19 protein-coding genes are annotated in these 21,174 nt (G+C 69.9%); 5 read left to right on the top strand and 14 right to left on the bottom strand.

Annotation, left to right across the window (positions count from 1 at the left end; translation table 11 throughout):
• Positions 1 to 62: 62 nt before the first annotated feature.
• Genes R9X44_RS27370 through R9X44_RS27360 form a run of 3 tightly spaced genes read right to left on the bottom strand, consistent with a single transcriptional unit; the run spans position 63 to position 4,340 of the window.
• Positions 63 to 1,613 carry an ArnT family glycosyltransferase gene (locus R9X44_RS27370; protein ID WP_319817169.1) on the bottom strand — a complete coding sequence of 517 codons (1,551 nt, stop codon included), beginning with the start codon at positions 1,611 to 1,613 and terminating at the stop codon, positions 63 to 65.
• Positions 1,603 to 2,733: a glycoside hydrolase family 26 protein gene (locus tag R9X44_RS27365; RefSeq protein ID WP_319817168.1), complete on the bottom strand. Its 1,131-nt coding sequence runs from the start codon at positions 2,731 to 2,733 to the stop codon at positions 1,603 to 1,605. Before R9X44_RS27365 ends, R9X44_RS27370 begins: the two co-directional genes overlap by 11 nt.
• Positions 2,733 to 4,340 carry a cellulose synthase catalytic subunit gene (locus R9X44_RS27360; RefSeq protein ID WP_319817167.1) on the bottom strand — a complete coding sequence of 536 codons (1,608 nt, stop codon included), beginning with the start codon at positions 4,338 to 4,340 and terminating at the stop codon, positions 2,733 to 2,735. Before R9X44_RS27360 ends, R9X44_RS27365 begins: the two co-directional genes overlap by 1 nt.
• A gap of 871 nt (positions 4,341 to 5,211) precedes the next feature.
• On the opposite strand from R9X44_RS27360, the gene R9X44_RS27355 reads away from it, so the two are divergent.
• On the top strand, positions 5,212 to 6,243 hold the full coding sequence (locus R9X44_RS27355) for an alpha/beta hydrolase family protein (RefSeq protein ID WP_319817166.1): 1,032 nt from the start codon (positions 5,212 to 5,214) through the stop codon (positions 6,241 to 6,243).
• Positions 6,244 to 6,419: 176 nt separating this feature from the next.
• Here R9X44_RS27355 and urtE read toward each other — a convergent pair whose 3' ends face one another.
• The 7 genes from urtE to R9X44_RS27320 form a co-directional block, all read right to left on the bottom strand.
• Complete coding sequence (gene urtE, locus R9X44_RS27350; RefSeq protein ID WP_319817188.1) at positions 6,420 to 7,112, bottom strand: urea ABC transporter ATP-binding subunit UrtE; 693 nt, start codon at positions 7,110 to 7,112, stop codon at positions 6,420 to 6,422.
• Positions 7,112 to 7,903 (bottom strand): urea ABC transporter ATP-binding protein UrtD, encoded by a 792-nt coding sequence (gene urtD, locus R9X44_RS27345; protein WP_319817165.1) that lies wholly within the window; start codon positions 7,901 to 7,903, stop codon positions 7,112 to 7,114. The genes urtE and urtD overlap by 1 nt, the downstream gene beginning before the upstream one ends.
• Positions 7,900 to 9,045, bottom strand: coding sequence for an urea ABC transporter permease subunit UrtC (urtC, locus tag R9X44_RS27340; protein ID WP_319817164.1), 1,146 nt, complete (start codon positions 9,043 to 9,045; stop codon positions 7,900 to 7,902). The genes urtD and urtC overlap by 4 nt, the downstream gene beginning before the upstream one ends.
• On the bottom strand, positions 9,042 to 9,911 hold the full coding sequence (gene urtB, locus R9X44_RS27335; protein WP_319817163.1) for an urea ABC transporter permease subunit UrtB: 870 nt from the start codon (positions 9,909 to 9,911) through the stop codon (positions 9,042 to 9,044). The genes urtC and urtB overlap by 4 nt, the downstream gene beginning before the upstream one ends.
• A gap of 119 nt (positions 9,912 to 10,030) precedes the next feature.
• Positions 10,031 to 11,230 carry an urea ABC transporter substrate-binding protein gene (gene urtA, locus R9X44_RS27330; RefSeq protein WP_319817162.1) on the bottom strand — a complete coding sequence of 400 codons (1,200 nt, stop codon included), beginning with the start codon at positions 11,228 to 11,230 and terminating at the stop codon, positions 10,031 to 10,033.
• Between the two features lie 202 nt (positions 11,231 to 11,432).
• Positions 11,433 to 12,191, bottom strand: a complete 759-nt coding sequence (locus R9X44_RS27325) for a dimethylarginine dimethylaminohydrolase family protein (protein ID WP_319817161.1) — start codon at positions 12,189 to 12,191, stop codon at positions 11,433 to 11,435.
• On the bottom strand, positions 12,188 to 12,796 hold the full coding sequence (locus tag R9X44_RS27320; protein ID WP_319817160.1) for a hypothetical protein: 609 nt from the start codon (positions 12,794 to 12,796) through the stop codon (positions 12,188 to 12,190). The genes R9X44_RS27325 and R9X44_RS27320 overlap by 4 nt, the downstream gene beginning before the upstream one ends.
• A gap of 213 nt (positions 12,797 to 13,009) precedes the next feature.
• On the opposite strand from R9X44_RS27320, the gene R9X44_RS27315 reads away from it, so the two are divergent.
• Entirely contained in the window at positions 13,010 to 14,446 is a 1,437-nt protein-coding gene (locus R9X44_RS27315; RefSeq protein ID WP_319817159.1) for a glycosyltransferase family 39 protein, read from the top strand.
• A gap of 132 nt (positions 14,447 to 14,578) precedes the next feature.
• Here the strand turns inward: R9X44_RS27315 and R9X44_RS27310 are convergent, their stop codons facing one another.
• Both R9X44_RS27310 and R9X44_RS27305 read right to left on the bottom strand, forming a co-directional pair.
• A complete protein-coding gene (locus tag R9X44_RS27310) occupies positions 14,579 to 14,980 on the bottom strand; it encodes a hypothetical protein (RefSeq protein ID WP_319817158.1) in 402 nt (133 codons plus the stop codon).
• A gap of 95 nt (positions 14,981 to 15,075) precedes the next feature.
• Complete coding sequence (locus tag R9X44_RS27305) at positions 15,076 to 15,549, bottom strand: DUF5753 domain-containing protein (RefSeq protein WP_319817157.1); 474 nt, start codon at positions 15,547 to 15,549, stop codon at positions 15,076 to 15,078.
• A gap of 72 nt (positions 15,550 to 15,621) precedes the next feature.
• Here R9X44_RS27305 and R9X44_RS27300 point away from each other — a divergent pair, with 72 nt between their 5' ends.
• Both R9X44_RS27300 and R9X44_RS27295 read left to right on the top strand, forming a co-directional pair.
• Positions 15,622 to 15,843: a type II toxin-antitoxin system RelE/ParE family toxin gene (locus R9X44_RS27300; RefSeq protein WP_319817156.1), complete on the top strand. Its 222-nt coding sequence runs from the start codon at positions 15,622 to 15,624 to the stop codon at positions 15,841 to 15,843.
• Between the two features lies 1 nt (position 15,844).
• Positions 15,845 to 16,189, top strand: a complete 345-nt coding sequence (locus R9X44_RS27295) for a helix-turn-helix transcriptional regulator (protein WP_319817155.1) — start codon at positions 15,845 to 15,847, stop codon at positions 16,187 to 16,189.
• A gap of 26 nt (positions 16,190 to 16,215) precedes the next feature.
• Here R9X44_RS27295 and era read toward each other — a convergent pair whose 3' ends face one another.
• Complete coding sequence (era, locus tag R9X44_RS27290; protein WP_319817154.1) at positions 16,216 to 17,154, bottom strand: GTPase Era; 939 nt, start codon at positions 17,152 to 17,154, stop codon at positions 16,216 to 16,218.
• A gap of 95 nt (positions 17,155 to 17,249) precedes the next feature.
• Here era and R9X44_RS27285 point away from each other — a divergent pair, with 95 nt between their 5' ends.
• Positions 17,250 to 17,891, top strand: coding sequence for a hemerythrin domain-containing protein (locus R9X44_RS27285; protein ID WP_319817153.1), 642 nt, complete (start codon positions 17,250 to 17,252; stop codon positions 17,889 to 17,891).
• On the opposite strand, the gene R9X44_RS27280 is transcribed toward R9X44_RS27285, so the two are convergent.
• Positions 17,879 to 21,142: a BTAD domain-containing putative transcriptional regulator gene (locus R9X44_RS27280; protein WP_319817152.1), complete on the bottom strand. Its 3,264-nt coding sequence runs from the start codon at positions 21,140 to 21,142 to the stop codon at positions 17,879 to 17,881. The two genes, R9X44_RS27285 and R9X44_RS27280, sit on opposite strands and share 13 nt — an antisense overlap.
• Positions 21,143 to 21,174 lie beyond the last annotated feature (32 nt).

Here is a 21,174-nt window from a genome sequence, read left to right as displayed (position 1 = left end):
AGTAGTGGTCGGATTGACGTCATGACGGATGGTGCTCCAGGGGGTCGGTTACAGGGAGGTGCTCAGGGCGCCGAGGGGCGGGCAAGGTTCTTGACCCACAGTTGGTGCGTGCCCTCGGTCCAGCCGAGCCGGAAGGGCACACCGGTCAGCACGCGGTAGTCACCGGTGCCTGCCCTGAGCTGTTCGAGCAGCGCCTTGTCCGCCGGGGAGACGGTCGGGAGCTGCACGACGATCATTTCGTACGTCCGCTTGCGCAGGACCGCCTTGATCTCGTTCTGGCCGCCGGCGTCGAGGTCCTTGGTGACCACGTCGGCGATCGGCGTCCACTGCGCGGGACGGTACTTCTTCATGTAAGTGCTGAAGCTCGCCGGGTCGGTCGCCAGGTAGCGGTCCTCCGGCTTGACGGTCTGGTCGAGGACTGACGCGACGTTCTCGTAGTTCGGCCAGAGCGAGTACTCGTACTCCGACTGTGCCATGCCGAGCGCGAGCAGCGCCACGCCCGCGATGATGCCGACCTGCGGGAAGCGGAAGTGGCGGCCGATCATGCGGACCAGGCCGACGCCCGCCATCGTCGCGCCGAGCAGCCCGGCGAAGGCGAACTGCAGCCGCCACAGCCTGTCGTCGAAGGCGCTGCCCATGAGCAGCAGCGGGGCGAGCGCGACCGGCAGCAGGAACGCCGCGCTGAGCGCGACCCGCCAGCCGCGGCCGGGCTCGGGGTCCGCGCCGACGGGCACCTCGCCCATCCGCGCCTTCCAGACGTAGAAGCCCGCGCCGAACAGGCCGAAGGCGAAGAACGTTCCGAGCCAGTGGAACCAGCCCACGGCGAGGTCGCCGACGGGGACCGTCGCGGGCGCGTCGGCCGAGCCCGTGACGTACAGGACCGCGCCGACCAGCAGCGCCAGCAGCAGCCCGGACGAGCGCAGGAACGCCTGGCCCGCCGAGGTGTGCCGCACGCTGACCAGGATCGCCAGCAGCAGCACCCAGGGCAGGTAGAACACCGTGCCGTACTTGACGGCGACGGCGAGGATCGCGACGGGCGCGGCCGCGAACAGCGGCCATGCCTGGCCGCCCCGGCTCAGCACGACGAGCCAGAGCGTGCCCGCGAGCAGGCACACCGCGAGGGCGTCCTCGGTGGCCAGCGCGCCCGCGACGAGCACCGGCGCGATGACGCTGTACGCGCCCGCCGCCGCGAGGCCGACGCGCTCGTTGAACAGCCGGGTCGCGACCGAGTACAGCAGGCCGGTCGCGCAGATCATGAACACGAGGCTGAGCGTGCGCATGCCCTGCACGCCGATGCCGCCCTGCAGCGCCTCCGACAGCGCCGGGTACAGGGAGGTGCCGCCGTGGAAGCCGCCGTTCGACGGCAGGATCGCGGTCTCGCCCGGGTACACCGAGTTGCGCAGCCGCAGCGTCAGGATCGCCTGCATCAGCAGCAGCCCGGCGAGCACCATGCGGCTCAGCCAGGCGCGCCGCTTGCTGTTGCCCGGGGCCCACGCGATGGGCGGGGCCGTCGGGATACGGTACGGCGCGGGCCGCACGTTGGAGCGGTACTTCTTCGGCTCGCTCTGGTCCTCCCGCGAAGAGGGAGCCTCGTGCCGGGTCTCAGTCGTCATTGATCAGCTGTTCTGGGTCGAAGCCGAGGCGCTGGCCCCACTTGCTCGCGAGATCCTTGCGGTAGCGCTTGACGGCGTCGGGCCGGGCGGCGACTCGGAAGTCGGTCTCGTTGCCGAACTCCACCTTCTTCACCTCGAACCAGACGTAGCCGAGGATGTCGGGGAATCTGACCGAGCCCTTGAGCAGGCGGTGCACGTCAGCTGCCTTACGGCGGGTGGCGGTGGAACCGGTCTCGGCGATGACGACGGGCTTCTCGGTGAAGGTCCGCAGCTCCTTGTACAGGGGGCCGAAGACGTCCATGAAGATCCCCGGCTCGTCCTTCGGCTCGTTCTTGACCTTGTACATGTAGCCGGAGACGCCGATCCAGTCGACGTACTCGTCACCGGGGTAGAACTCCTTCACCGGGGGCAGTCCCTCGCCCTGGGCGGTGTTCGGGCTCCACACCCAGATGACGTTGCCGACGCCGACCTTGGTGAAGATGTCGTGGATGTGCCGCCAGGCGGCGACGAAGTCCTCGGGGGTGTTCTCCTTCGACTCGCCCTTGCAGGCGTCGCCGATGTCCTCGGGGTCCTTCTTCGTGCCGGTTCCGGTGAACTCACCCGACTTCGAGCAGTACCCCCACGGGTACCACCAGCCGTTCATCTCGTGGCCCCAGGAGTAGGCCAGCGGGATGTTGGACGCCTTCACCTCGGCGGCGTACGCCTCGATGTCGGCGTCGTACTTGCCGTCGACGAAGTCCTTGAGGGTGCCCTCGTAGGGCTCGACGTCGGCGAACGGCAGCGCGCCTGCGTCCCAGATCTTCTTGTTCTCGGTGGTCTTGAAGTGCGCGCCGAACTCCTCGAAGTACTTCAGCAGGTTGTGCGGCCTGCCGACGAGGTCGTCGAACTCGCCGCGGCGCTTCAGCCCCGAGGGGATGTCGCCGTCGTAGGCGAGGCCGATGTAGTCGTTCTCCGGCCAGATGAGCTTGCGGATGTCCACCGGCTGGGTCGGCGGGATCGCCGCGAGGTTCTTCTTGCGCAAATACATGTCGCGGTCGAGTGCGGGGTCGCCGCACGCGGCAAGCATGAGGGCGGCGGCCATCGAGACGGCCGCCGCGCGGAGCGCTCCGCTCAGGCGCATCAGTCGTCCACCACGTCCCGGTACTCACGCGGCTGGACCAGGACGCGGGCGACCACGACGCCGTAGAACAGCGCGGTGGCCAGCGCCATGGCGACGTCCGGCGGGTACATGGTCGCCATGCGCCAGCAGGCCAGGCCGAGCCAGATCGCCGCGCAGCCGCCGCTGAAGAACACGTACGACTTGTAGACGCGGCCCATCTTGTTCTTCTTGACGCCGTTGGAGCCCGACGGCTTCCAGCCCATCTCGCGGCCGCGCATCATGTCCCACAGGGCGTAGACGTGCGCCCAGCCCTGCATGAAGCCGACGGCCCACGCCTCGAGGCGGAAGGGCGCGCGGTGCCAGGCGGGGAAGATGATCGACGCGTAGATGAGGCTGGGCACCAGCCACACCATGTGCTTGAGGTTCATCAGGTGCGGCGCGCCGATGAGCATCATGATCGGCAGGATCGGCGCGACGAACGTGAACAGCGCGGTGTGCAGGTAGTAGAGCATGCCCGCCGCGAACGACATCTTGGTGGAGAACGGCAGCGGCGCCTTCCAGAACTTCTTCGCGCCGAGCAGCGAGAAGGAGCCCATGCACCAGCGGTACTGCTGGTTGTGGAAGGCGCCGGCGTTGTCCGGGCACACCCCGGCCGACAGCGCGATCGGGACGTACTTGGTGCTCCAGCCGAGGACCTGCAGGTCGTAGCCGGTGTGGATGTCCTCGGAGTGCTCGATGAGCGTGGTGCCGTTGTTCTCGTCGAGCGCGGCCCTGCGGTAGACCGCGCAGGAGCCGACGCAGATCGAGCCGTTGCGGCGCTGCCTGGAGACCTGGACCGAGCGGTAGAACAGCTCCTGTGACGCGCCCGCGCCGCGCTCCACCCACGTCTGGTGGTCAAGGACGCGGAAGAACTGCGGGGTCTGCACGATGCCGATCTTGGGGTCGTCGTCCATGACCGGCAGGACCTCGTTGAGGATGTCGTGCCGGGGCGCGAAGTCGGCGTCCAGGATCAGCATGAAGTCGCCGTCGGAGCTGTGGTAACCGAACTGGAGGTTTCCGGCCTTCTTGTACCAGCCGCGGTTGGGACGCGACCCGTAGCGGAAGCCGAAGTCGGCGGCCATCGCCGCGAGCTCGGGGCTCGCGCCGTCGTCGAGGACGTAGGGCACGCACTTGCCGGGGTAGTACTCCACGACCCGGCGCACGTGCGTCCAGGTGTTGTGGATGACCTCGATCGGCTCGCCGCACACCGGCAGGAAGATGTCCACCGACGGGTAGCGCGCGGGGTTCCAGTTGTCGACGATCTCGCGGTGGTGCTTGAGGTCGAAGTTCTTGGTGAACAGGTCGAGCCGCAGCGACAGCAGGTAGTTCAGCACCGTGAAGAACAGGAACGGCGCGGCGAGCCACAGCTGGCTGATCGACACGAACTTGATCGCGGTGATCGCCAGGCACACGAAGCTGATGAAGGTGAAGACGTTCAGCACCCAGATGTGCCGGTCGGCGTAGGAGTACTTCTCCTTGTCGTCCGGCGGCTGGGGCAGCAGCGGCGAGGGGTCCGGGATCGGGGGGACCGGACGCAGCCTGCGGCCCCTGGGCTGGGGCCTGCGCGGCATCGGAGGAAGGTCCTCCATGGTCCGCAGCGTGTCACCGCCGACCGGGCCCGGGGGGACGGGACGGCGCTGGGGGCGCGGTCCCGCGGTGCGGGGGCGCGGGGCCTGGCCCACGCGCATCCCGGCGGCGACCGGGCGGGGGCCCGTCTGCGGCGGCCGGGGGGGACCGGGCTGGGGGTACTGGGCCGTAGGGGGCCCGGGGCGCGTCTGCCGGGGGGGCAGGGGCTGGCGGGGCGGCAGGGGCTGCTGCGGCACAGGCTGCGGCTGGGCAGCCTGCGGCACGCCACCGGTGAGCCATTCGAAGTCAGGCCCGCCTGGCGAGGTCGACGATGAGGTCGACATGTCGGTCACAGAGCGCCTCTCCACGAACACGGAAAGCGGCACATGCCGCACGAAACGGTCTAGACCCTATAGGACCCGCGTTGCCCAGAAGTTACTTTCAACAGATTACGAAGGCCCATTGGCCTTATCCGCAGATCCGCCGTTACTGTCCGTTAGCCACCGTCCGGGGGGACGTGACGACGCTCACGAAAGTCATCCGAACTTTCCGGCTCGACCGTGAATCATACGGTCAGGCCCCCTGTGCGCCCCGGAGCCGTGCGCGGCCGCCCCGGGCGCGGAATGTTCCATTCGCCATTGATAAAGAGGCATAACCGGGGCCTTCCCCGGGGTCTCTATTGATCTTTCACAGCGCATTCTGCAATGCAAGTGGATAGGTCAACCGGTGTCAACCACCGGTCGTGACCGCCGCCAGGACGAAACGTCCATAACCGTCACCCAGAGTGATACGAGTGGCGGGTTAGCAGGATGTTCCGCTAGGTTCTCCCCGCAACAGACAATGAGTCCAACAAATCCGACTCGGCCCACCCCGAGGGGCAGAACCGTGCACTCCGTGACAAGGCGCACCGCTCTCGGCGGCATCGCGCTCACCAGCATGATCACCGTCGCGCGCCCCGGCGCGGCGTACGCGGCCCCCGCCGACACCGGCGCGAACGTCATCGACGAACAGGAGGTCAGGGCGCGCACGCTCGACCTCACGATCGACACGCCGTCGATCCCCTTCATGAAGCCGAAGGTCAGGCTCTTCCTGCCGCGCGGCTGGAGCAAGAACGCCGGACGCACCTGGCCCGTCCTGTACGTCTACGGCGGCGGAGGCGAAGGCGACTACCAGGGCTGGGACGTCATGACCGACCTCAAGGACTGGGCCGCGGCCTGGGACGTCCTTGTCGTCTGCCCCGAGGGCGGCGTCGCGGCGGGCTTCACCGACTGGCTGCGGCCCAAGGGCGGCGGCGTCGTCAACTGGGAGACCTTCCACGCCTCGGAGGTCGTCCAGCTGATCCAGCGCAACTACCGGGGCGGCACGCGCCGCGCCGTGATGGGGATCTCCTCGGGCGGCCAGGGCGCCATCACCTACGCCGCCCGGCACAAGGGACTGTTCAAGTACGCCGCGTCGTTCAGCGGCATCCTGCACATGACCAAGCCGGGCATCCCGACCATGATGGAACTCGGCGACATGGGCTCGCCGACCGGCGCGAGCCCCGAGCAGAAGTGGGGCGACCCCGTCGCCGACCGGGCCAACTGGCTGTCCCACGACCCGTACTACCTCGCCACGAACCTGCGCGGCGTCGGCATGTACATCTCTTCCGGCACCACCGGACGCCCCGGCCCGCTCGACGCGTCGTTCAACGACGTCCTGGAGGACCTGGGCGTCGTCGGCGGCACCCAGTGGCAGGTCGTCGGCGGCATCGGCGAGGCCCTCGTGGGCGTCACGGTGAAGTCCTTCGTCACCAAGCTCAAGGCCCTCGGCATCCCGCACACCGCCAACGTCTACGGCGACGGCATGCACAACTGGGCCTACTGGAACCGCGAGTTCCACACCGCCTGGCCCCGCATCATGAAGGCCCTGAACGCCAAGAAGTACTGAGCTCGTCGGCCGATGTGCCGTGCCCGCTCGCCTGGGGGCTCGCGGGCACGGCACATCGGCTGTTCGGGCGCTTTGAGAACCTGGCGTCCGCCCTTCGGCCCTGGGGGCCTACGGGCGGACGCCAGGGCGCCCTCACGGCAACTCTCACCGGCGCGGTTATGTGGGTTTGTGAGTCCTCACACGGCGAGCATTCTGCCGATGCCCTCGTCTCTGAGGTCTTCCTTTTCGCCCGAGTGCGTCACCAAACCGCCTTCGAGGATGACGAATCGGTCGGCAAGGCGGAGGGCGAGCTCGAGGTACTGCTCGACAAGGAGGATCGCCAGCCCGCTCGCGTGCAGGCGCTCGATGGCGTCCTCGATCTCCAGGACGATGTTCGGCTGGATGCCCTCGGTGGGCTCGTCAAGGATGAGCATCCGGGGGCGCGTCACCAGCGCGCGGGCGATCGCGAGCTGCTGCTGCTGGCCGCCGGACAGGAAGCCCGCCTTGCGCTTGAGCAGCGGCACGAGCCTGGGGAACGCGTCGAGCGCCTCGTCGAGCGCGCCCTTGTCCCGGTGGGAGGTGGCCTCCAGCGTCACCTGGAGGTTCTCCTGGACGGTGAGCTGCGGGAAGGTCTCGTGGCCCTGCGGCACGTAGCCCATCCCGAGCCGCACCCGCTCGTGCGTCTTCATCCGGGTGACGTCCTTGCCGTCGAGCACCACCTTGCCGGACGTCGGCGGCAGCACGCCCATGACCGCGTTGAGCAGGGTCGTCTTGCCGACGCCGTTGCGGCCCATGACGCACATGAGCTGACCGGCGTCGACCGCGAAGTCGATCCCGAACAGCACGCGGGCCCTGCCGTAGGCGGCTTCCAGCCCCTCCACCTGGAGCATCACGCGGCGTCCTCCTTCTTGCGGCCCAGATAGACCTCCTGGACCCTCGGGTCGGCCTGGACCGCCGCGACGTCGCCCTCGACCAGCACCGTCCCCTCGTGCAGGACGGTGACGGTCGAGGCGTAGCGGCGCAGGAACTCCATGTCGTGCTCGATGACGATCACCGTGTGGTCCCTGGCGATCTCGGTGAGGAGTTCGCCGGTGCGCTCGCGCTCGTCCTTGCTCATGCCCGCGACGGGTTCGTCGAGGAGGAGCAGCTTCGGGCCCTGCGCGATGAGCATGCCGATCTCCAGCCACTGGCGCTGGCCGTGCGACAGGATGCCGGCGGGCTTGTCGGCGAGGTCCTTCAGGCCGATGGTCTCCAGCGCGGCGGCGACCTCGTCGGAGACGGTCCTTCGCCGTCGCAGCAGCTTGACCAGCGGGTTGCGGAAGGTCGCGGCGAGGTCGATGTTCTCCAGGACCGAGAGTTCCTCGAACACCACGGATGTCTGGAAGGTCCGGCCGACGCCCATCCGGACGATCTGGTGCTCCTTGCGGCCGACCAGCGACGTGCCCGCGAACGTCACGGTCCCGGACGTCGGCTTGGTCAGGCCGGTGATGATGTCCACGAGGGTCGTCTTGCCCGCGCCGTTGGGGCCGATGAGGAACCTGAGCTCCCCCTCCCCCACGGTGAGGTCGACGCCGTTGATCGCCTTGAACCCGTCGAAGACGACCATGAGGTCGCGGATCTCCAGCAGGCCGCCGGACTTGACCGTCGGCGTCTCGGGCGTCGGCTGCGCCTCCTCGGTCATACCGGCACCTCCTTCTTGACCTCGGGCTCCTGTGCCGCCGGAGCGGGCGGGGTCTTGGCGCGGCGGCGCGCGGCGACGTCGCCGAGCTGCCTGGCCAGGCCCGCGATGCCCTTGGGCGCGAGCATGATCACCAGGATGAACAGGCCGCCCTGGACGTAGGTCCAGCCGTCCGGCCAGCTCTCGGAGAACGTGGTGCGCGCCCAGTTCATGAGCACGCCGCCCAGCAGCGCCCCGAACAGCGAGAACCTGCCGCCGATCGCGACCGCGACCAGCAGCTCGATCGACGGGACCACCCCGAGCAGCGCCGGGGAGATGATCCCGACGACCGGGACGTACAGGGCCCCGGCGATGCCCGCCATGGCCGCCGACACCGCGAACGTGATGGTCTTGACCGTCGCGGGGTTGTAGCCGAGGAACCTGACCCTGTCCTCGCCGTCGCGGATCGCCACGAGCAGCCTGCCGAAGCGGCTGCGCACGATGTGCCTGGCCACCAGGTACAGGACGCCGACGGCGATGACGACGACGAAGTAGAACGTCAGCTTGGTGGAGTCGTCCTCGGGGTACATGCCGAAGACGTCGTAGAAGTTGGTGAGCCCGTTGGTGCCGCCGGTGAGGCCCTGGTTGCCGACCAGCCAGATGACGAACGCGGCGGCGAGCGCCTGGCTGAGGATCGCGAAGTACGCCCCGCGCACCCGCTGCCGGAACACCAGCAGGCCGAGCGCCGTCGCCACCACGACGGGCAGCACCACGACCATCGTGAGGGCGAAGAACGGGCTGCGGAACGGCTCCCAGATCGCGGGCAGCTCCTCCACGCCGCTCCACGTCATGAAGTCCGGAAGGCCGTTCTCGCCTGCCTCCTTGAGCTTCAGGTGCATGCCCATGGCGTAGCCGCCCAGGCCGAAGAAGACGCCCTGCCCGAGCGTCATCATGCCGCCCTGGCCCCACGCGAGGCCGATGCCGAGCGCGGCGATGGCCAGGCACAGGTACTTGGCGAGCAGGCTCAGCCGGAACGGGTCGAGCGCCGCGGGGGCGACGGCGAGCAGCAGGAGGGCGACAAGGGCGAAGGCCACATATCCCCGGTACCTGCCGGTGAGGAACGCGCGCACGTCGAACGGGGTCGTGCCCCGCTTCAGCCCGGTCATGTGAGCGCCCGCGAACGCAGGACGAACATGCCCTGGGGACGGACCTGCAGGAAGGCGATGATCGCCGCGAAGACCAGCACCTTGGCCGCGCTGGCGTTCGTCCAGAACTCCGCGTACGACTGGATCATGCCGAGCGCGACCGCCGCGATCACCGCGCCGCGCAGCTGCCCGAGCCCGCCCGCGACGACCACGAGGAACGCGTCGACGATGTAGTTGGTGCCGAGCGTCGGGCCGATCGGGCCGATGAGGGTGAGCGCCACCCCCGCGACGCCCGCGAGGCCCGAGCCGATGAAGAACGTGAACTGGTCGACCCGCTCGGTGACCACGCCCGAGCACGCCGCGAGCTCGCGGTTCTGCATGACCGCGCGCATCCTGCGGCCCTGCTTGGAACGGTTCATATAGGCCCAGATCGCAACGACGCAGGCGACCGCGAGGACCATGATGAACAGCCGGGTGTAGGGGATGGCGACGTCGCCGAGGGTGAGGCGGCCCGACAGCCAGCCGGGCGCGGTCACGTTGACGTTCGGCGCGCCGAAGAGCTGCCTGGCCAGCTGCTGGAGGACGAGGCTGACGCCCCACGTGAGCAGCAGTGTGTCAAGTGGCCGTCCGTAGAATCTCCGGATGGCCAGCCGTTCGAGGATCAGGCCCATCCCTCCCGCGACGAGGAAGGCGACGGGCAGGGCGACGATGACGGCCTGGTCGTCGGCGAAGCCCTGGAGCATGTAGGCGGTGTAGGCGCCGGCCATGATGAACTCGCCGTGCGCCATGTTGATGACGCCCATCTGCCCGAACGTGAACGTCAGGCCGAGCGCGATGAGCAGCAGCGCACCGGCGATGCTGAGGCCGATGGGAAGCTGGCTGAGCATGGTTTTCCCCTCCTTTCTTCTGGCATGCGGGCTACGTGCATGCGGGAGGGCCACTCCGCGCCCGACCCGTGGTCGGCGCGCGGGGTGGCCCCGGTGTCCATGCGGTTCAGCGCGGGGGCCTAGGAGAGACCGGCCGCCCAGGGGTAGTCCTTGAGGTACGGGTCCGGCTTGATCGGCTCACCGGAGTTCCACACCTCCTTGATCAGGCCGTCCGACTGGATGACGCCGATCCTGGCGGTCTTGTAGACGTGCTGGGTGGCGCCGTCGATGGTGACCTTGCCCTCCGGCAGGTCGAGCGCGATGCCGTCGGCTGCCTTCTTGACGGCCTCGACGTCGGTGCTGCCGGCCTTCTCGACGGCGGCGGCCCACAGGTAGACGGCGTTGTATCCGGCCTCCATCGGGTCGGAGGTGACCTTGTCGGAGCCGTACTTCTTCTTGAACGCCTCGACGAACTTGGTGTTCGCCTCGCCCTCGGTGGTCTGGTAGTAGTTCCACGCGACGGGCTGGCCGACGATGTTGTCGACGCCGATGCCGCCGACTTCTTCCTCGGCGATGCTCACCGAAAGGACGGGCAGCTTCTCGGCAGTTCCACCGGCGGCCTTGAACTGCTTGAAGAAGGCGACATTGCTGTCACCGTTCAGGGTGTTGAAAACTGCGTCGGGCTTGGCGTCCATTACCTTCGACACCAGCGTGCCGTATTCGGTGTGGCCGAGCGGGGTGTATTCCTCGCCCAGGACCTCCATGCCGTTGGCCTCGGCGTAGGCTTTGATGATCTTGTTGGCGGTGCGCGGGAAGACGTAGTCGCTGCCGACCAGGAAGATCTTCTTCTTGCCCTCGGACTTGAGGTAGTCGAGGCCGGGGATGATCTGCTGGTTGGTGGTCGCGCCCGTGTAGAAGATGTTGGGCGAGGACTCCAGGCCCTCGTACTGCACCGGGTACCAGAGCAGGCCCTTCTCCTGCTCGAACACCGGCAGCATGGCCTTGCGGCTCGCGCTGGTCCAGCCGCCGAAGACGGTGGCGACCTTGTCGCTGCGGATGAGCTTGCGCGCCTTCTCGGCGAAGGTCGGCCAGTCGGAGGCCCCGTCCTCCACGACCGGAACGATCTTCTTGCCGAGCACGCCGCCCTTGGCGTTGATCTCCTCGATCGCCATCAGCTCGGAGTTGTGGACCGTCACCTCGCTGATCGCCATCGTGCCGCTCAGGGAGTGCAGGATGCCGACCTTGATCTCGTTGGCGTTCGCGTCGCCGCCGCCGGACTCTTCCTCGGCGCCGCCGCAGGCGGTGAGCGCGAGTGCGGACGCGGTAAGCAGGACCGCCATTTTCCGCAGGGGGGTAATGCGCAACTTGCTCTCCTCGGGCGTGGTTCCCCGTCGTTTGTCGGGAACAACTTCCGGGAGCCGTATTTCGCGTATCCCGTCCGTATGTTAATTGCGCATTACCGAAGTACCACCATGTGAACAAACGGTGAATCACGGCGCGTTGAAGAGTCTCACCCTGCGGGACGTACTGGAAGGGTACTTTTCAGATGAGCACGGAAAGGCAGGTCACGCTGCCCTCGAGCGCCTCGAACTGGCCGATGTCAAGAACCGTGACTCGCCAGCCGTCGGCGCGCAGCCGGGCCGCAGTGCGCGGCGCGCTCGCCGCGACCATCACGTGGTCGTCGCCGAGGACCAGCACCCGCGCCCCGGACGGCTCGGGCGCGACGAGCAGGCCGGGCAGCCCTGCGGTGTCGACGTGGTCGGGCGAGCCGATGAGGGTGCCGTCGGGCAGCGCCGTCATCGCGGTCTTCAGATGCAGCACCCCGCCGACCTTGACGCCGACGACGCGGCGGCCGGGCATCAGCGGCGCGAACCTGCACAGGGCCTCGTCGTCGGTGCGGCTCGATCTGCCGACGTACCAGGTGTCCCCGGCGCGCAGGACGTCGCCGCCGTCAAGGGTGCAGCCCTCGCCGAGCGTGTGGATCTCAAGGCCGAGCTCGCGCAGGGCGCGTTCGGTCCCGGCGACCTCGGCCCTGCGCTCCGGCGCGCCCGGCGCGGCGAGGACCGCGCGGTTCCCGGAGACGACCGCGGTGTCCTCGACGAAGACCGCGTCGGGGCAGTCGTCGGCGGGCTCGACGAAACGGACGGCGAACCCGGCGTCGGCGAGCGCCCCGACGTACTCGTCATGCTGGGCGCGGGCGGCGGCGAGGTCGACCGGCGCGCGGTCGAGATGGGTGAGCAGGCCCTCGGCAAGCCTCGGTCCGGGAGCCCGGACCAGGGCGGTGCGCGGGGCCGCGCTCATCGGGACGCGCCCTCGGTGGTGAGGATCACGCCGAGCGCGTGGGCGGGGCTGAGCCCGAGCGTCCCGGCGATGCGGTGCAGCTCGTCGCGCTGGCCGGTGGACAGCTCGCCGGCGGCCAGCGCCACCCTGACGATCTGGGCGAGGAACCACTCCTTGGCCTCGACCGCCAGCTGCGCGCCCGTCGCGGCGATCTCCTCGAGCTGGTAGGACTCGGGCATGTCGAGGTCGCCCGCGAGCTCCTCGGGGCCGTAGGCGTCCTCGCCGTAGCCGCGCACGACGTCGACGGCGCGGACCCGTGCTGCGGTGTCGGCGGGGTCGCCGGCCAGCAGCGCCAGGCAGCACGCGGCGCGGGCGGCGGCGGGGAGCGCCGACTCCATCCGGGCGGCGGTGGGGGTGCGCAGGACGCCGGTGTTGAAGCGGGTGCGGCACGCCCGGCACTGGACGGTGTGGCCGAGCCGGTCGAGGGGGATCAGGGGCAGCACGGCGGTGACGTAGCGCCGTCCGGCCCGTCGCCGGTAGCGGCGATCGCCGCCGCACGACGGGCAGTGGAACATGCCCTCGCCCACGGTCCGGAAGCGGACCGATATCCCGAAGAGGACGAACAACGGGATCTCCCTTCCAAGGGTCGCGAAAGTCAACGTACAGAGGGACCCGGCACCGTGTGGGCGATATGACCAGAGACGTGCCGGCGCAAGGGTAACCCCGGCCCGCCCCTGCTCCCGCCCACGATCACCACAAACTCCACGTCACACGGTTGATCCCCTGAAATCCGGATGGATCGTCGCGGATCGCGCTTCGCCTGTAGCCTCGGTCCCGCGATGAACACCCGTCCCACCCGCTTCCCCGCCGCCGCCCTGCCCGTGCTCGCCGCCCTGGCGGGCCTGGCGGCGGCGCTCTGGCGTCTCGACACCCCCTCGCTGTGGCGCGACGAGGCGGTGACCGCCGACCTGGCGAACCGCTCCCTGCGTCAGCTCGCCGCGGTGCTCCAGGAGATCGACGCCGTCCACGCGGCCTACTACGTGTTCATGCAGGGCTGGACCGCCGTCGCGGGCGACTCGGTGATCGCGCTGCGCCTCCCGTCGGCGCTGGCCGCCGCCGCAGCGGCGGGCCTGACCGCCCTGATCGGCCGCCGCCTCGTCTCCGACCAGGTGGGCCTGATCGCCGGGTTGCTGGTGGCCGCCTCCCCCTTCGTCGCGAGGCACGCCCAGGAAGCCCGCCAGTACGCCATCGTCATGGCCCTCGCCACCCTCGCGACCTGGCTCCTGCTCCGCGCCTCGACCCGACGCGGCTGGGCCCTCTACGCCCTATCGGTGGTCCTCCTGGGCGCGGCCCACCTCTTCGCCCTGCTGCTCCTGCCCGCCCACCTGATCACCCGCCGCTCCGACTGGCGCCCCTACCTGATCTCGACGGCGTCCGCGATGATCCCGCTCTCGGTCCTCGCCTACGCCTCCTCCGCCCAGCGCTACCAGGTCAGCTGGATCGAACCCCCCACCTGGAACGGCTTCACCAACCTCCTGGAAGCCCTCGGCTGGGGCCCCTACTTCGCCGTCCCCGCCTTCGCCCTCATGACCTACGCGGTCATCCGCCGCTCCCCCGTCACCCCCGTAGCCCTCCCCTGGCTGCTCCTCCCCCCGGCCCTCCTCCTGAGCGTCTCCCTCATCTCCCCCCTGTACGTCCAGCGCTACCTCCTCTACTGCGTCCCCGCCGCCGCCCTCCTCATCGCCGCGGCCCTTGCCCTCCTCCCCTGGCGCCCCCTCACCTGGGCCGGCCTCGCCATCGCCATCACCGCGACCGTCCCCGCCCAACTCACCGTCCGCCGCCAGGACGCCCGCGTGGACGACCTCCGCACCCTCACCACCATCATCGCCACCCACAAGGCCCCGGGCGACGCCCTCATCTTCACCGACATCCGCTTCCGCCCCGTCCTCGCCACCTACCCCACCACCTGGCAGGACCTGGACGACATCCTCCTCAAAACCCCCCCCACCAAAACCGGCGACCTCAAGGGCCGCGAACTCCCCCGCCCCGCCTACCCCACCGCCCTCACCACCGCCCCCCGAGTCTGGCTGATCGACAACCGCGTAGCCTTCCTCCCCGGCTCCAAATCCACCGCCCCCGCCAAACGCCAAGCCCTGGAATCCGAAGGCTTCACCCCCACCCAAACGTGGAAATACAAGGGCGGCAAACTAACCCTCTACACCCACCAAAACCCCCTCCCCACCCTCACCCCCCGCACAGCCCCACCCCACCCCTAACCCTCCACACACCGACCGCCCCGCAGCCCAAACCGTCAGCTCCTAGGTGTCCAAGAAGCATGCCGAAGAGGATGCACGTCGCGCCTCCGGTGGCGAGGTGGAGGATCAGGCTGCTGAGCTGGCCGGAGAGCGTCATCCGCTCTTCTCCGGAGGGAGAATTCCCCGGACCGCGCCGAAGTGCTCGAAGCACAGCCCGCCGATTGCCCTGGGGCATTGCGGGCAGAGTCGGACTTGGTCGGCGACGTCCAGCAGTTCGCCGACGATGCGCCCCACCTCCCCGGCGACAACAGCCGCCGGGGGCTCTTCGAGCGGCCCCCGATACTCCAGCGGAGCCGATTCAGCCGGATCGACGGTGAAGCCGTCCGCGTACAACTCCGCGTCGCTCACCGGAAGCACCCGCACAGCCGAGCCGCCGAGCGCTTCCACTTCACCGACGGCCCCCGCTCTTGCGGCCAGATTCAGCAGTTGCCGCGCCGTCACGACCCGCCCCAGCCTCTCGGCTACCGGCGCTGTCAGCGCTTCCTGTTCGACCATCCCCAACCCCCATTCGGCACGTTCGGCCTCCTAGGGACGACGGTAGGAAGCGGGCTTGACCGCCCTCAACGAACGTGCACGAACTTGCACGCCCGCTACGCGAGGGCGTCTAGCGCGGAGTCGATCAGGGCGCGTGCCCGCGCGCCATAGACGGCCATCTCCGACAAATCAGAGAAAGCACGTGCGTAGTCGGCGATCTCGCGGGGTTGGGTGATGGTCAGGTAGCTGGAGACCAGCTCCACGTTGACCTGTTCGTCATCGAAGATCCAGAAGCCCTCCACAGGCCAACGGCGGCGCTGGTGGCCCATGGGGATGACGCCGAGGCTCACCGATGGGAGGGCCGCGCAGATGGCCAGATGGTCGAGCTGCGCGGCATGGTCTTCCGGCTCACACACCGAAGTCCGCAGGACGGATTCCTCAATGACGAACGCGAACCGATGGTCTCCCTCCCGCAGCACCCTCTGACGCTGCATCCGCGCGCTCACCGCCGCGTCAACGTCGTCAGGCGCATCGGTGCGGCGCATGATCGTGCGAAAGACGGCCGTCGTGTATCCGCGCGTCTGGAGCACCCCCGGAACCAGCCAAGACGAGTAAGCGCGAAAGCGCTTCGCGACGAGGGCCCCACGCTGGGCCGACCATTGGTGGATCGGCTCAAGGGGTCGGCGGTGCACCACCTCAAGGAGCTGCGCCCTGGGTCACGAGGACGGTCGGAGATCCGGATAATCTTCGCGTTCGACCCGTCCCGGTCGGCGCTGCTGCTGCTGGGCGGTGACAAGGCGGGCAACTGGGAACGCTGGTACCGCGACAACATCCCGGTCGCCGAACGCCTGTACATCGCGTACACGATCGAAGGACAGGAGTGACATGCCGGTTCCGGAAGACTGGGAGACGCTTGAGGCTGAGTTGTATGCGGCAGGTGTCACGCCCGCTGAGGTTGAGGACGGGGCGCGGCGGCTGCTCGCTGAGGCGCGCGGGCATCAGCTCGCTGAGGCTCGCAGGCAGGCAGGGCTGATCCAGAAGGACATCGCCGCGCGGATGGGGGTCAGCGTCGCGCGTGTTTCGCAGATCGAGCACGGTGAACACGCCGCGCTGGACGTCATCGCGCGGTACGTCCAGGCGCTCGGTGGGCGTCTGGATCTCGTCGCGGACTTCGGTGACCACACCGTGCGGCTGCCCGTTGGCGAGCCGCACGGTGACGGGGCGGGGTGATTGAATGGTCGGCTGGCTGGGTGGGGTTAGTCGTAGAAGCCTAGGCGGCGGAGTTGTTTGGGGTTGCGTTGCCAGTCTTTGGCTACGCTGACCTGGAGGTTCAGGTAGACGCGGGTGCCTAGGAGGGCCTCTATTTGGTGGCGGGCCTGGGTGCCCACCTGGCGGAGGCGTTGGCCCTTGCGGCCGATGAGGATGGCTTTCTGGCTTGGGCGTTCCACGAAGATGTGGGCGTAGATGTCGGTGAGGTCGGGACGGCCCTGGCGGGGGGTCATCTCGTCGACCACGACGGCGATGGAATGGGGGACCTCTTGTTCCACACCCTCCAGGGCGGCTTCGCGGATGAACTCGGCGGCGAGGATCTGTTCCGGCTCGTCGGTGAGGTCGCCTTCGGGGTAGAGCGGGGGGCCTTCGGGGAGTTTGTCGATGATCACGTCGGCGACGACGTCGAGCTGGTAGGGCGTGGCGGAGGAGCCGCCGAGGCCGCCCACGGCCGAGACGGGGACGATGTCGGACCAGGAGCCGAGCTTGTCGACGGCCATGAGCTGTTCGGCGAGCTGCTCGGGGGCGACCTTGTCGGCCTTGGTGACGATCGCGACGACCGGGGTGCCCTTGATCCCGGCGAGTTCCCTGGCGATGTAGCGGTCGCCGTCGCCGACCTTCTCGTCGGCCGGGACGCAGAAGCCGATCACGTCGACCTCGGTGAGGGTGCCGCGCACGAGGCTGTCGAGCCGCTCGCCGAGCAGGGTGCGCGGCCGGTGCAGGCCGGGGGTGTCGACGATGACGAGCTGGGCGTCGGCGCGGTGCACGATGCCCCGGATGGCGCGGCGCGTGGTCTGCGGCCGGTTGCTGGTGATCGCCACCTTCGCGCCGACCAGCGCGTTCATCAGCGTCGACTTGCCCACGTTGGGCCGCCCGACGAAACAGGCGAATCCGGATCTGAAGTCGGGCTGGTCTGGCGTGGTCACGTTCCGATTCTCCCGTATCCGGGCCGATGGCCGGACCAGGGCGGCGGCAAGCACACCGCAAGAGCCCCGCAAGGGCACGGGCCGACAGTGGGGTCATGAACAGCGACAGCGCCCGCCGCGTCGGGGGCGGGGAACCCGACCTGACCATCTTCACGACGATCCACCGGGGCATGCGCGCCGAGGTGCGGCGGCTCGCGGACCTGACCGCGGCCCAGGGCGACGCGCCCTTCCCGCCCGAGCGCGAGGCGGCCTTGCGCCGTCATCTCGACAGCCTGCTCCACGAGATCCACGCCCACCACGCCAGCGAGGACGAGATCGTCTGGCCGGTGATCGTCGCCGCGGCCGGGGCCGCGATCGACCTCGCCCCGCTGACCGACGACCACGGCGCCATCGACCCGTGTCTCGACCGGGTCCGCGCCGCCCGGGGGACCGCCCGCGCCAAGGCCCTCGCCGATCTGCGCGACCTCCTTGACGAGCACATCACCGAGGAGGAGGCGACGGTCTTCCCGATCGTGCGCCGCTATCTGACGGCCGAGCAGTGGGCGGCCTGCGAGGCGCGGATTCGCAAGGGCGCGAAGCCGTCGCATCTGCGGTGGCTCGTGCCGTTCATCGCGGCCTCCTGCGAGCCCGCCGACCGGGCCCGGCTGCTCGCCGACGCCGGGGCGCCCATGCGGCTCGTGCTGCGCCTGTTCGGGCCGTCTTACGCGAGGCTGCTCCGCGCGGTCTACGGGAGCTGAGCGAGCGACCGCTCCGCCCAGTAACGCGACCCCGCCTTGCGCGCGACCCGTGCCGCCTGTGCGTAGTGCTCGGCCGCCTCCGGCCTGCCGAGGAGGGAGGCGGCCTCCCCCAGGACCCACCCGGCCGGGCACAGGGCGACGGCTCCGGTGGTCGTCCCTATGAAGTACTCGGCATACGGCAGGAGCCTTGTGTATGCCTCTTCGGCGGCGGCTCTGTCCGCCAAGGCGACGGCCGCTAGCGCGCGCACGGCCATGTTGAGGTCTTCCAGGTGGTCGGTGCGGATGCGCTCCGACGCGTCGAACACCTCCCTCGCCTTCGCGAGGTCTCCGGAGGCGGCGAGGGTGAGGGCGTAGGCGTCCCGGACGGCTCCGCGCGGCATCAGCCGGAACAGCGACTCGGCGGGGCCGAGCAGGTCGGCGACGGTGTCGCGCATGAGGTGGAGGCTGAGCCTGCCCGCCCAGGAGATCGCCACCTCGCCGCCCCACACGCTGGTCCTGAGCATCGCGGTAAGCACCGCGTCGTACTCGGCCTCGGCTTCCGCGAGCCGTCCTGCGAGGGCGAGGCGCAGGCAGGGGGCCCAGGCGGAGATGTTGACAAGGAGCGTCATCTCGTAGCGACGGGCAAGCCTTCTGCCCTCGGCGAGATGGTGGTCGGCCGTCGTGAAGTCGAGGCGTCCGGCGGCGGTCTTGTACAGGCACAGGTGGCCGAGGGCGAGATAGGGGCCCAACGCGTGCCGTTCGGCGACTTCTACGAGCTCCCTGCCGATCTCCTCGCGGACGGCGAGGTCGGCCGCCGAGCGGTGCCGGTTGGTGAACATGCCGTGCAGCGCGTGCGCGAGCAGTTCCCCGCCGCCCAGCTCACGCGCCAGCGCGACGGCCTCTTCGGCCGCCTTGCTCCCCCTGCCCTGCTCGTCGTTCTCCAGCTCGAGGGCGATCGAGTTGAGCAGCCGCGCCTTGGCCTCCCCGCGCGGCAGCCGGGACACTGCCTCCTCCATGACGGCCACAAGCTCCTCGTCATGGACGCCGTAGCTGTGGCTGTTCCACAGCGAGGGCGTATCGAGCGCGGTGACGACCCTCGCCGTCAGCTCGGGATCGCCGAGCCTGGCAAGCTCCGGGACGGCCTCATTACGGCGCTCGCGTGCCTTCATGACGTCTCCGGCGAGCACAAGCGCGCGCACGAGCCGGGCCGTCAACTCCATCTTGGTACGGACGTCGCCGGACGCGCGTGTGTGGGCGTCAAGGGCCGACGTCCACAGCTCGGCCGCCTGCGGGTGCGCGAAGCGCGCCTCAGCCGCCTCGGCCGCACGGGCGGCGTGATGGGCGGCCCTCGCTAGGTCGGTTCCCGCCGCGAGGTGGTGGTGGGCGAGGGCGGACGCGTCGGCGGAGGGCCGTCTCTCCAAGGCGGCTGCGACCCTCCCGTGCAGACGTGCCCTGCGCAGCACGGACAGCTCGCCGTAGAGGGTGTCGCGGATGAGGACGTGGGCGAAGCGGATACCCGGGCCGTCTTCGGCGACAAGGCCCGTCATGAGGGCGGCGTCCAGGGCGTCGAGGACGGTGTCGTCGTCCACGCCGCAGACCTCGGTGAGCAGGTCGGGATCGACGTCGCGGCCGACGACCGACGCGGTGCGCAGCACGGTCCGCGCGGTCGCCGGAAGCCGGGAGACGCGGCGGCGCAGCACGTCGACCACCCCGGAAGGCACCTCGCGCAAGGCGGCCTCGGGGCCTTCGGCGTCGAGCAGACGCGCGGTCTCCCGGACGAAGAACGGGTTCCCGGCCGTGCGCTCGGCGACGGCGGCGAGGGTCGCGGCGTCCACCTCGCGCCGGCACATCCGCCGCACGAGCGCGGCGACGGCCTCGGGCGCGAGCCCTGTCAGATCCACCCGGACCGGCTCATACCTGGCGAGCGTCGCCAGCGCGTCGGTGAGGGCGTCGGTGAGCTGCGTCGGCCGGTAGGTGCCCAGGACGACGACGCCGGGCGCCTGCTCGTGAAGGCTCGCCAGCAGCGCGAGGGTCTCGTCGTCGGCCCGGTGCAGATCCTCGAGGACGACGGCGAGGGGCGCGGCGGCCGAGACATCGGCGAGGTACGCCCCGACCGCCCTGTGCAGCCGAAAGCGCGCCACCGAACGGTCTCCGGAAGGCGACGCGGCGTCGTCGAGCAGTGGGGACAGCGCAGAACGCAGCGAGTCGGCGGCCGGATGGCGCGCGTGCAGGGCGCGCAGGAGTTCCGCCCACGCCCAGGCGGCGGGCGCGCCGTCCACCTCGGGGGTGCGGCCCCAGGCCGAGCGGAGGCCGTCGGCGGCGAGGTCGCGGCAGATCCGGTCGGCGAGCGCGGTCTTGCCCGCCCCCGCCTCGCCCGCCAGGAGAACCAGCCGACGGCCCGCGCGGACCGCCTCCACGACCCCGGCCACCTCGGCCTCCCGGCCCAGCAGTGGCTCCGGCTCGACGGCCTCGGCCTCGGCCCGACGGGTCCGCACGAGGCTCACACGCGGCACGGTCTCGGGCGCGTCGAGCGCGTCCGACTGGTGCAGGATGTCGTGTTCCAGCCTCTGCAGGGCGGGGCCGGGATCGACGCCGAGTTCGTCGGCGAGCAGCTCGCGCACCTTGCGCAGCGCGGACAAGGCGTCGGCCTGCCTTCCGACGCGGTAGAGGCCGAGCGCCAGCAGCCGCCATGGCTCCTCGCGCAAGGGGTGTGCGGACGTGTGCGCCTCAAGGTCGGGCAGCGCCTGCGCGGCGGCTCCCGCGCGCAGCATCCCCGCTGCCCTGCGCTCGACCGCCGTCAGCCGCAACTCCTCGAGCCTGACGCCTTCGGCCTCCGCCCACGGCAGGTCGGCGAACTCCGCGTACGCGGGCCCGCGCCACAGCTCAAGCGCCGCCTCTGCGCGCTCCCAGGCGTCGCGCGGCTCGGCGCTCTCGCGGACCAGCTCCTCGAACCGCCAGACGTCGACCGCGCCGTCGCCGACCTTGAGCGCGTACCCCGGCGGCCGCGTGACGAGCACCGCGGCGGGCGTGCGCGGAGGGCGTCCCGGCTCAAGCGCGCGGCGCAGATGCGACACGAACGCCTGCACCCCCGCCAAAGCTCGCGGAGGGGCCTCCCCCGGCCACAGGTCCTCGATCAGCCGGTCGACCGGCACCATCCGGCCCCGTGCGGCCACCAGACGCGCCAGGACGGCCCGCTGACGGGTTCCGCCGAGGTCCACCGCCGCGCCGCCGAGCCGCGCCTGAAAGGCTCCCAGAGCCCGGATCTCCACCATCTCGCGGGAATCATAAACCGCAGCGAAACCCC

Origin of the sequence: Actinocorallia sp. A-T 12471 (genome assembly GCF_033875155.1) — a bacterium.
Classification (GTDB): Bacteria; Actinomycetota; Actinomycetes; order Streptosporangiales; family Streptosporangiaceae; genus Actinocorallia.
The sequence above is the reverse complement of the archived record's forward strand: the minus strand, read 5'-3'. Positions and strand labels throughout refer to the sequence as shown.

Excerpts from the sequence above, each read along its gene's own strand:
- R9X44_RS27370 (WP_319817169.1), bottom strand. The coding sequence starts at position 1,613 with ATGACGACTGAGACCCGGCACGAGGCTCCCTCTTCGCGGGAGGACCAG.
- R9X44_RS27365 (WP_319817168.1), bottom strand. The coding sequence starts at position 2,733 with ATGCGCCTGAGCGGAGCGCTCCGCGCGGCGGCCGTCTCGATGGCCGCC.
- R9X44_RS27360 (WP_319817167.1), bottom strand. The coding sequence starts at position 4,340 with ATGGAGGACCTTCCTCCGATGCCGCGCAGGCCCCAGCCCAGGGGCCGC.
- urtE (WP_319817188.1), bottom strand. The coding sequence starts at position 7,112 with ATGCTCCAGGTGGAGGGGCTGGAAGCCGCCTACGGCAGGGCCCGCGTG.
- urtD (WP_319817165.1), bottom strand. The coding sequence starts at position 7,903 with ATGACCGAGGAGGCGCAGCCGACGCCCGAGACGCCGACGGTCAAGTCC.
- urtC (WP_319817164.1), bottom strand. The coding sequence starts at position 9,045 with ATGACCGGGCTGAAGCGGGGCACGACCCCGTTCGACGTGCGCGCGTTC.
- urtB (WP_319817163.1), bottom strand. The coding sequence starts at position 9,911 with ATGCTCAGCCAGCTTCCCATCGGCCTCAGCATCGCCGGTGCGCTGCTG.
- urtA (WP_319817162.1), bottom strand. The coding sequence starts at position 11,230 with ATGGCGGTCCTGCTTACCGCGTCCGCACTCGCGCTCACCGCCTGCGGC.
- R9X44_RS27325 (WP_319817161.1), bottom strand. The coding sequence starts at position 12,191 with ATGAGCGCGGCCCCGCGCACCGCCCTGGTCCGGGCTCCCGGACCGAGG.
- R9X44_RS27315 (WP_319817159.1), top strand. The coding sequence starts at position 13,010 with ATGAACACCCGTCCCACCCGCTTCCCCGCCGCCGCCCTGCCCGTGCTC.
- R9X44_RS27310 (WP_319817158.1), bottom strand. The coding sequence starts at position 14,980 with ATGGTCGAACAGGAAGCGCTGACAGCGCCGGTAGCCGAGAGGCTGGGG.
- R9X44_RS27295 (WP_319817155.1), top strand. The coding sequence starts at position 15,845 with ATGCCGGTTCCGGAAGACTGGGAGACGCTTGAGGCTGAGTTGTATGCG.
- R9X44_RS27285 (WP_319817153.1), top strand. The coding sequence starts at position 17,250 with ATGAACAGCGACAGCGCCCGCCGCGTCGGGGGCGGGGAACCCGACCTG.
- R9X44_RS27280 (WP_319817152.1), bottom strand. The coding sequence starts at position 21,142 with ATGGTGGAGATCCGGGCTCTGGGAGCCTTTCAGGCGCGGCTCGGCGGC.